Origin of the sequence: Longimicrobium sp., from assembly GCF_036554565.1 — a bacterium.
GTDB lineage: Bacteria > Gemmatimonadota > Gemmatimonadetes > Longimicrobiales > Longimicrobiaceae > Longimicrobium.
This window is the reverse complement of the sequence record NZ_DATBNB010000844.1, coordinates 1-9,563: the sequence shown is the minus strand read 5'-3', so window position 1 is coordinate 9,563 and position 9,563 is coordinate 1. Positions and strand designations below refer to the sequence as shown.

Annotated in this window: 8 protein-coding genes and 1 pseudogene; all 9 read right to left on the bottom strand. The window is 70.9% G+C overall.

Annotation, left to right across the window (positions count from 1 at the left end):
* The coding region (locus VIB55_RS23835; protein WP_331879181.1) for a M16 family metallopeptidase at positions 1-352 on the bottom strand (352 nt) is incomplete at its 3' end.
* 162 nt (positions 353-514) lie between these two features.
* On the bottom strand, positions 515-1,660 hold the full coding sequence (locus VIB55_RS23830; protein ID WP_331879180.1) for a YncE family protein: 1,146 nt from the start codon (positions 1,658-1,660) through the stop codon (positions 515-517).
* Positions 1,660-3,660 carry an Ig-like domain-containing protein gene (locus VIB55_RS23825; RefSeq protein ID WP_331879179.1) on the bottom strand — a complete coding sequence of 667 codons (2,001 nt, stop codon included), beginning with the start codon at positions 3,658-3,660 and terminating at the stop codon, positions 1,660-1,662. Before VIB55_RS23825 ends, VIB55_RS23830 begins: the two co-directional genes overlap by 1 nt.
* Positions 3,661-3,836: 176 nt before the next feature.
* Positions 3,837-4,253 (bottom strand): nucleoside-diphosphate kinase, encoded by a 417-nt coding sequence (gene ndk, locus VIB55_RS23820; RefSeq protein ID WP_331879178.1) that lies wholly within the window; start codon positions 4,251-4,253, stop codon positions 3,837-3,839.
* 7 nt (positions 4,254-4,260) lie between these two features.
* Positions 4,261-5,148, bottom strand: coding sequence for a CBS domain-containing protein (locus VIB55_RS23815; protein ID WP_331879182.1), 888 nt, complete (start codon positions 5,146-5,148; stop codon positions 4,261-4,263).
* Between the two features lie 47 nt (positions 5,149-5,195).
* Positions 5,196-6,065: a succinate--CoA ligase subunit alpha gene (gene sucD, locus VIB55_RS23810; RefSeq protein WP_331879177.1), complete on the bottom strand. Its 870-nt coding sequence runs from the start codon at positions 6,063-6,065 to the stop codon at positions 5,196-5,198.
* Positions 6,062-7,204, bottom strand: a complete 1,143-nt coding sequence (sucC, locus tag VIB55_RS23805) for an ADP-forming succinate--CoA ligase subunit beta (protein ID WP_331879176.1) — start codon at positions 7,202-7,204, stop codon at positions 6,062-6,064. Before sucC ends, sucD begins: the two co-directional genes overlap by 4 nt.
* Before the next feature lie 238 nt (positions 7,205-7,442).
* Positions 7,443-8,276, bottom strand: coding sequence for a hypothetical protein (locus VIB55_RS23800; RefSeq protein ID WP_331879175.1), 834 nt, complete (start codon positions 8,274-8,276; stop codon positions 7,443-7,445).
* A gap of 408 nt (positions 8,277-8,684) precedes the next feature.
* A pseudogene (locus tag VIB55_RS23795) lies at positions 8,685-9,563 on the bottom strand (phosphomannomutase/phosphoglucomutase); the annotation flags it as partial.

Sequence of the window (9,563 nt, the reverse complement as noted above, 5' to 3'; positions counted from 1 at the left end):
CGTTGACCGACGCGCCGGCCGCCTGGAGCAGGCCGATGTGCTGTCCGGAGGGGACATGGGCCGAGCCCTGAAACATGATGTGCTCGAACAGGTGGGCGAACCCGGTGCGGCCGGCCACCTCGTTCCCCGAGCCCACGTGGTACCACAGGTTCACCGCCACGACGGGAACGGACGTGTCGCGCGACAGGACCACGTTCAGCCCGTTGGGCAGGCGGTAGGTTTCCGCCGTCAGCGGCACCGGGTTGGTGATGGAGACGGTGCGGGGCGCCGTGGCGGTCTGCGCCACCGCGGGGGCCGCCAGCCCCAGCGCGAGCGCCGCGGCTGCGGTGGACAACAGGATTGTTCGCTGCATGGGCAGTGATGGGTTCAGGGTAAACCTCGCGGAACGAGTCCGGTCACAGGAGCGACCCGCTTCTTGCCGCAAACGTTGGTCCGCCGGAGCGGGCGCGCGGAACGAAAAGGGGACGCCCTCCCGCCGAGCGCGTCCCCTTTCTTCGTACCCTCGCGGGGTCTGCTACGGCTCCATCTTCCACACGTCGATCCCGCCGGCCATCTGGCCCACGTCCACGGCCGCGACCCGCCGCCGGGCGCGGAGGTCGATCACCTCCACCGTTCCCGGCTCGGACCCCACCCCCTCCACGGAAATGAACGCGTAGCGGTCGTCCGGCGAGATGGCCGCGCCGTGCACCACCCGCCGCAGGGTGGGAATGCGGGCCAGCTCGCGCCCCGTCCGCGTGTCGAACACCGACACGCTTTGCCCGCGCTTGTTCGTGGCCACCAGCAGCGCCCCGTCGCCGGTGACGGCGAGGTTGTAGACCCCGTCCCCCGCGGGGATGCGCCGCACCATGCGCCAGGAAGCGACATCCACCTCCACGATCTCGCTGCTGCGGTTGCACGCCACCCAGACCTTCGTTCCGTCCGGCGACGGCTGCGCCCAGGTCGGCGAGCAGGCGGAGCCGCCCGGGGCCGGCGTGGCCATCCCGTGCCCCCCGTGGTCCGCCGGGGCGCCGCCGGAGGCTCTCGGCGCGACGGGGCCCTGCATTCCCGCCTCCGCGCCGCGGGTCAGCCGGAAGTGGCGCGCGACGCCGAGCGTGCGGGTATCCACCTCCACCAGCAGGTCGTCCATCATGCACGCGGAGTAGTGGCGCGTGCCGTCCGCGCTCAGGCGGCTGCCGTGCGGCATGGTGCAGGTGGGAATGCGCGCCACCTCCACCAGCGGGTCCGTGCTCACCACGCTCAGCGAGGAGGGAACGTGCTCGCCGTGCAGGTTGAAGTTCACCACGTACGCGTACGCGCCGTCGGGGCTCACCTGCAGGGTGGCGGGAAAATCCCCGAGCGTCACCGATCCCAGGACGCTGTCGCCGGCGGCGTTGAAGGCCCACAGGTCGCCGAAGGGCGTTCCGTGGCCGGTGGAGACGTACAGCCGCCGCCCGTCGGGCGAAACGTCCACCCCGTGCGGCCCCTCGGGGTCCATCACGTTCCTGCCGATCCCCACCTCCCGCTCCACCCTGGCGCCGCCGGGCCCGAAGCGCACCAGCGACAGCCGGTCCACCGCCTCGCTCGCCACCCACACGTAGTAGGTGCGCTCCGGCTGGGCGGTGAGGGCAACGGGGGCGCAGAGGGCCGCCGCGAGCGCCGCCGCCAGCGCCGTGTGGCGCATCACCGTACCCCGCTCTCGGGCGCCGTCTCGATGCGGATGATCCACAGCCCGTTGTTGTTGTCGTTCACGTACGCCAGGCCGTCGCGCACCACCACGCCCCAGGTCATGGCGTGGTTCTGCACCTTGCCCTGCATGTCCGCCGTATGCACGTGCGCGATTTCGCGTTCCTGCGCCCGCAGGTCGCCGCGCAGCTCGCCGCTCACGTCGAAGGCGCGGAAGCCACCGTTGTAGGCGCCCATGTACAGCGTTTCGCCATCCACCCACACGTTGTGCACGCCGCCGTACTCGGGCTCGTACCAGGCCACGGAGCGCGGGCGGGTGATGTCGGACACGTCGATCACCTGCATCCGCCCGTAGGCGCGGTCGGCCGACGCGTCGCGCGCGCCGCGGGGCGGCGTGGAGGCGAACACCTCGTCGGCGATGAACACGTAGTCGCGGTGGCGCCAGGCCGTGTGCGTGCCGCGGATGAACCCGGGCCCGCCGACGGTCTCCACCTGCCGGTACAGGTCGTTCAGGTCGTACCGGTACTGCGAGACCAGCTGCGGATTGGAGGGCGTGCCGCCGCGGACGCCGTTCCCCACGTCCAGGATCACCAGCCCGTCATTCCAGTAGCTCAGGTACGCCAGCCCGTTCTGCACGTCCACGTCGTGCAGGCTGCGCCCGGCGTCCGGACGCGGCGTGCTCCAGCGCGCCACCTCGCGCGGGTTCGCCGGGTCGTCCAGGTTCAGCACGTGCAGCGCGCCCGTGCCGTTGTTGGTGAGGTAGACGTACGTTCCGTGGCGCGGGTCCTGGTAGATGAAGGCGGAGTGCACCCCCGCGCTGACCCCTTCCTTGAACTCCGAGATCACCCGCGGGTGGGCCGGGTCCTCCAGCGACGCGATCACGATCCCGTCGCGGCGGTCCGACGAGCCCTCCCGCGTGTGGACCAGGTAGCGCCCGTCCGGCGTGGTCATCACGTCGTTCACGCGGCGGGTGTTCGACACCATCGAGTCGGTGACCACGGGGTTGGCCGGATCGCTGACGTCCAGCACGTAGAGCACGTCTCCCCCCGCGCCGGAGCCCAGGTAGGCGTTGCGGCCGTTGGGGTGCAGCCACACCTCCTCGGTGCTGAAGCGGGTGCGCGGCAGGCGCCCCACGATGGTGGCCGGCCGGCGCACGTCGCGGTGCCGCAGCGTGACCGTCGCGTCCGCCGAGTGCCGGCCCAGCAGCGCCGTCACCGTGTAGGCGCGGGCCTCGTATCCCACGAACGCCCCGTCCGCGCCGATCACCCCCTCGCCCGGCGAAACGCTGAACGTGGGGGTCAGCCCGGGGATCTCCCGCCCCTGCGCGTCGCGCGGCGTCACCCGGAAGCGCACCACGTCGCCGGTGCGTGCGGCGTGCGTGGCGGGGGTCATCTCCAGCCGCGCCACGTTGTCCGCCACCACCTCCACCTCCACCGCGCCGGATGCCCCGCCCACGGCCGCGGAAACGCGTGCGCGGCCGGGCGCCACGGCCTCCACGACGCCGGCCTCGTTCACCCGCGCCACGGAGGACCGGGAGCTGGCCCAGTTGAACGCGTCCTCGCGGGAATGGCCCGCCGCGGAGAAGGAGGTGGCCGACAGGCGCAGGCGCTGCCCCACCACCAGCCGCGCGGTACCCGGGCTCACCTCCACGCGCGCCGCGGCGCCGGGGACCATGCGCACCTCCACCCGGTGCAGCGCGGGGCGGCTCCCCTGCACCAGCGCCACCACCGAAATCGGCAGCGTCCCGGTGCTCCCCGAGCGCACCATCCCGGTGCTGTCCACCCTCCCCTCGAACCGGCCCCCGGCGGGGCGAAAGACGATGCGCGCGCCGGGCACCGGCCGGCCCTGCGCGTCCAGCGCCTCGGCCCGGAGCTGCAGCGAGTCGTACGCGGCGATCACCGGGGCGGCGGGGGTCACGCGGATCTGCGCGACGGGGGAGGGCGGCGGCGCCGGCGGCTGCTGGAACGCGGCGGCCAGCACGAACATCTTCAGGAGCATGGAAGGGTCTCCACGGCGGGGGGCAGGTACACGCGAAAGGGACAGGATAAGCGGAAATCCGGCGCCCGGGCAACGGTCTCGGTGTCAGCAAGGCGAACGGGGACGCCCTCCGCTGGAGAGCGCCCCCGTCATTCGAAACTACATCGCCGCCGCGGGACTGGTCGTCCCGGCGAACCTCAGCCCACCAGCTCGGTGCCGCTGAAGAAGAAGGCGATCTCGAGGGCGGCGTTCTCGTCGCTGTCGGAGCCGTGCACCGCGTTGCGGCCCTTGTTCTCCGCGTACAGCTTGCGGATGGTGCCCTCGGCGGCCTCAGCCGGGTCGGTGGTGCCGATGGTCTCGCGCCACAGGGCCACCGCGTTGTCGGCCTCCAGCGCGAGGACCACCGACGGGCCGCTGGACATGAACTCCACCAGCTCGCCGTAGAACCCGCGCTCCGCGTGCACCTCGTAGAACTTCCGGGCCTGCGGAAGGCTGATCTGCGTGAGCTTCATCCCCAAAATGCGGAAGCCCGCCTTCTGGACGTGGGCGATGATGTTGCCGGCATGGCCGTTCTGCACGGCGTCGGGCTTGATGATGGCGAAGGTGCGTGCCATGAGAGATCTATCCTTCGTGGTCAGGGTCTACGGGAGCCGCGGCGAACCCGAACACCTTGCGCAGGATGTCGCCGCGGGTCAAAAAGCCGGTCAGCTGCCCATCGTGCACCACCGGCAGGCGCTCGATGTCCTTGCTCACCAGCATGCCGGTCACTTCGGCCAGCGCCTGGTCCTCCGAAACGCAGATCACGGAGCGCGACATCACCTCGCGCACCCGCGTTTCCTGCCACACCAGCGCGTTGGCGTCCGCCGGGCGCTGCACGCCGGGGAGAAAGTGCCGCAGCAGGTCGCGGTCGCTCACCATCCCCAGCACCTCGCGGTTCTCGCCGACGACGGGCACCGCGCGCAGCTTGTGCTCGGCGATCATCTCCAGCACCTCCTGCACCGGCGAGTCCGGCGTGGTGCGAAAGACGCGCTGCGTCATCACGTCCCGCACCAGCAGCCGCGGCTGGATGGTGATCTCGCGGACGGAGGGGATGGCCAGCACGTCGCCCGCGCTCGCCGACGCCACCAGGCGGTCGACCACGTCGTCGTGCCGAAGCACGCGCGCCAGCGCCGCCACCGTCTGCAGGTACAATCCCGCGGCGGAAAGGGGTGCCAGCACGAGCACCACCACCTGCGCCACGGCGCCCGCGTCGCCCGGCGCCTCGGGCAGCGGCCGCGGCGCAATGCCGATGGCCACCACCAGCTCTTCCACCGCGTCGGTGCGCAGGTGGGGCATCACCACGCGGTCGCCCACGTGGATCAGGTCGCGGACGCGAGTTGCGGTGAGCAGCTTGCGCAGCTTCTCGCGGTCGGGCACCGCGCCCGAGGCGACCAGCGTGCGCGCCAGCTGCGTGACGGCCTCGGGAATCGTGGCCGCCGAGAGCGGGGCGACGACGTGCTCGGGACGCAGGATCTCCGTCAGCCGAACTTCGCGCCCCGCCCGCGAGGGGGCCTCGCTCAGAGAACCTCCTGGATGAGCCCCACCACGTCCAGCGGTCGCTGGGCGACGGCGATCCCGTTGTCGCGGAAGGCCTGAAGCTTCTCCTCGGCCGTACCCGCGCTGCCGGAGATGATGGCGCCCGCGTGGCCCATCCGCCGCCCCGGGGGCGCCGTCTGGCCCGCGATGAAGCCCACCACCGGCTTCGTCACGTGCTGCTTGATGTAGGCGGCGGCATCCTGCTCGTCCGTTCCGCCGATCTCGCCCAGCATCACGATGGCCGTCGTCTCCGGGTCGGCCTCGAACGCCGCAAGGCAGTCGATGAACGACGTGCCGTTGATGGGATCGCCGCCGATGCCGACGCACGTCGTGGTGCCGATCCCCGCGCCCTTGAGCTTGTAGACCACCTCGTAGGTCAGCGTGCCGGACTTCGACACCAGTCCCACGGGCCCGGGCTGCGTGATGTGGCCGGGGATGATCCCCACCTTGCTCTTGCCGGCCGAAAGCAGGCCGGGGCAGTTGGGGCCCAGGAGCCGCGCGCCCTTGTCCAGCACGTAGGGCCGCACGCGGGTCATGTCGAGCACCGGCACGCCCTCGGTAATGCAGACGATGAACGAGATCCCCGCGTCGGCGGCCTCGAACATGGCGTCGGCGGCAAAGGCCGGCGGCACGTAGATGACCGACGAGTTGGCGCCCGTTTCCTTCATCGCCTCTTCGACGGTGTTGAAGATGGGCACGCTCCCCTCGAACGTCTGGCCGCCCTTCCCCGGCGTGACGCCCGCGACCACGTTGGTGCCGTACTCCATCATCTGCTTGGCGTGGAACGAGCCGTCACGCCCGGTGATGCCCTGTACGACGAGGCGGGTGCTCTGATCGATGAAGATGCTCACTGGGCCTCCCCCTTGGCCAAAGCGACGGCCTTCTGCACGGCCTCGTCCATGTCGGTCATCGCGGCGAAGCCGTTCTCGGCCAGGATCTTCACGGCGATCTCCTCGTTGGTGCCGGTAAGGCGAATGACGATGGGCACCTTGATGTCGATCATCTTCGTCGCCGTCACGATGCCGTTCGCCACGTCGTCGGTGCGCGTGATGCCGCCGAAGATGTTGAACAGGATGGCCTTCACCTGCTTGTCGGTGGTGATGATCTTGAGCGCGTTCACCACCTTCTCGGGGTTCGACGAGCCGCCGATGTCCAGGAAGTTGGCGGGCTCGCCGCCGTAGTACTTCACCAGGTCCATGGTGGCCATCGCCAGCCCGGCCCCGTTCACCACGCAGCCGACGTCGCCGTCCAGCTTGATGAAGGTGAGGTTGGCCTCGCGCGCCAGCACCTCGGCGGGGTCCTCGGACGATACGTCGCGCAGCGCCTCGATGGCGGGCAGGCGGAAGAGCTCGTTGTCGTCGATGTTGAACTTGGCGTCGATGGCCTTCACCTCGCCCGAGGGCGTGGTGATCAGCGGGTTGATCTCGGCCAGCGAGGCGCCCGCCTCGATGAATGCCTTGTACAGCTGCTGGAGGATCCTGGCCGTGGCGCGAACCTGCCTGGGATCGCTGTACAGCTTCGTCGCCAGCAGGTGGGCCTGGTGGGGAAGGAACCCGTAGCGCGGGTCCACCGCCATCTTGGTGATCTTGTCCGGGTCGGTGGCGGCCACCTCTTCGATGTCGATGCCGCCGGCGGCGGAAACCATCCACACCGGCGCCTTGCTGGCGCGGTCCAGGATGATGCCCACGTAGGCCTCGCTGGCGATGTCCTCGGCGGGGGCGATCAGCACCTTCTCCACCGTGAGGCCCTTGATGTCCATCCCCAGGATGGCCGCGGCCTTGTCGCGGGCCTCTTCGGGGGTGCTGGCCAGCTTCACGCCGCCGGCCTTGCCCCGGCCGCCCACGTGCACCTGGGCCTTCACCACCACGGCGCCGCCTAGCCGCCGGGCGATCGCTTCTGCCTGCTCGGGCGTGGTGGCCACCTCGCCCATGGGGACGGGAACCCCCTGTGCGGCGAGCAGCTCCTTCGCCTGGTATTCGTGGATGTTCACAGCTGTCCTGTGGTTGAAAGTACGATCTCCGTCCCCGCCTGCCCCGCCACCGCTTCCCTGAGTCCAGCCGCGCGATGATGGCGCGGGTGCCTCCCCGGCGCACGAATCTGGCCGCGGCTTCCAGCCCGGGTGCCATGCTGCCGCTTCACAGCCCGCCGCCAGCCACGGTTTTCTGCGCCACGAACCCTTTGCAGCGGGGCCACATTCTACGCCTGCCGCAAGGGGGCGGCAAGCTGGTTCAGGACGTTCCGGGCGGGCCCGGCCCGTCCACCCGGCCGCCCAGCGCGGCCACCACCTCCCGGGCCTCCGCCTCGCGCCCGGCGGGCACGGGAACGCGGATCTTTTCGCCCGAAGGCCCCCGGCGCGTGCTCCAGCTGATGCTGAACTCCAGCAGGGGCGGCTTCGCCTCCAGGTCGTACCGCACGCCCTGGAAGCTGTACGTTTCGTTCCGCAGCACGTGGTACTTGCCGTTGAGCACCACCGCCGTCGGCGTGATGATGGCTTCGCCGGGCGCCGACTGGTTGGCCTGCCGGGCGAAGTGGGCCCGGCCCAGCAGTCCGCCGCCGACGGCGACCGCCACCATGAAGGCGGAGGCCATCATGGCATTGCCCTCGTCGCCGCCGCCCCGGCCGGCGCAGTAGCCCACCAGCAGGAGCAGCCCGGCAACGGTCCCCGCCTCGATCGCCCGGTGCTTCCACTCCGCGCGGGTGAACTCGCGCCACTCGTCCGCGGCGTAGGTCCATCGCGCCAGCACCGTTCCGTGGGACCGCACGGCAAGGTCCGCGGCGGGCAGGGTGGGCGCGCCGGGCTCCACCGGCGGCGCACCGACCGCCTCGCGGATGGCCTCCTGGTGCTCGCGCTCGATGACAACGGCGCGCCGCCACTGCCGCCACATCTTCACGCCGCCGTACAGCATGGCGAGCCCGCTCGCGGCCATGAGCACGAACACCATGCGCATGGGCCCGGTATCCGAGAGCGAGCCCACGACACCCAGCGGCAGCGTGATGAGGGCGGCCCACAGGACCATCATCGCCGCCACCGCGTTCAACGGACTGGACGAGTTCACCGCCATGCCGCACGCTCCTGCTCAAGGAGGAACGGATTCTACACCCGATCATGGGGTGTACCCCCTCTCCCACGCTGTTTGCCACGCTGTTTGTGGGAGAGGGTGGCACGCGTGTCAGCGCGGCCGGGTGAGGGCCCCACGGCAGCCGAGGCCCACGCTTCGATGACCGCTGCCGCGCCCAGCCGAGTACGCATCCGCGGCTGGATCCTTCGGCCCGCGAGGCTCGGCGTGCGGGCCAGTAAGGTGCGCCTGGGCCTCAGGATGACAGGCCCTGGAGCGCGCACCCGGACACCGGAAGCGCCCCACACTGGCTCCCTTCCCCCGCGCAGTTTGCGGGGGAAGGGCTGGGGATGGGGGGCGCCGGCCCGAGCACCGAACCTGCCCACCCCCACCCAACCCCGCCGAGGCGTCCTCTCAGTGCCCCACGGACGGCCCGCCGATGCCCTCGCCCTGCAGCCAGCCTTCCATCGTGGAGCGGATCTCCTGCAGGCGCTCGGCGGAGCGCGCCTCGTAGCGCGCCACCAGCACCGGCTCGGTGTTCGAGGCGCGGATCAGCCCCCAGCCGTCACCGAACAGCACGCGCGCACCGTCCACGTCGATCACGTCGTGGTCCTTGCGGAAGTGCTCCGTGGCGCGGCCCACGATCTCGAACTTGGTTTCTTCCGTGGCCGGGTAGCGCAGCTCGGCGGTGGAAACGAACTGGGGGAACTCCGCCAGCCAGGCGCTGAGCGGTCGGCCGCTGCGCGCCACGATGTCGATCAGCAGCAGCGCGCCGTACAGCGCGTCGTCGAAGCCGTAGTAGTCGTCGCCGAACATGATGTGCCCGGAGAGCTCGCCGGCCAGGAGCGCGTGCTCCTCCTTCATCCGCTCCTTGATCAGCGAGTGGCCGGTGGCGTTCATGAGCGCCACGCCGCCGTTGCTTTCCAGCACCTCGGTCAGCTGCTGCGAGCACTTGACGTCCAGCACCACCTTCTGCCCCGGCCCGTGCTTCTGGAGCAGGTCCAGCCCGTACAGAAGCAGCAGCGTGTCGCCGCGGACGATGCCGCCCTGGTCGTCGATGGCGCCGATGCGGTCGGCGTCGCCGTCGAAAGCCACGCCCAGGTCGGCCCCGGTCTCCTTCACCTTGGCGATGATGTCCACCAGGTTCTTGTCCACCACCGGGTCGGGGTGGTGGTTGGGGAAGGTGCCGTCGCTCTCGCAGAACAGGTACGTGGCCTGGACGCCCAGCCGGTCGAAGAGCTGGCGCGCGACGAGCGCGCCGGCCCCGTTGCCGCAGTCCACCGCCACCCGCAG

What these genes read in the sequence shown, in the direction of transcription:
- VIB55_RS23800 (WP_331879175.1), bottom strand. Translation starts at nt 8,276, where the DNA reads ATGGCGGTGAACTCGTCCAGTCCGTTGAACGCGGTGGCGGCGATGATG.
- VIB55_RS23830 (WP_331879180.1), bottom strand. Translation starts at nt 1,660, where the DNA reads ATGCGCCACACGGCGCTGGCGGCGGCGCTCGCGGCGGCCCTCTGCGCC.
- VIB55_RS23825 (WP_331879179.1), bottom strand. Translation starts at nt 3,660, where the DNA reads ATGCTCCTGAAGATGTTCGTGCTGGCCGCCGCGTTCCAGCAGCCGCCG.
- ndk (WP_331879178.1), bottom strand. Translation starts at nt 4,253, where the DNA reads ATGGCACGCACCTTCGCCATCATCAAGCCCGACGCCGTGCAGAACGGC.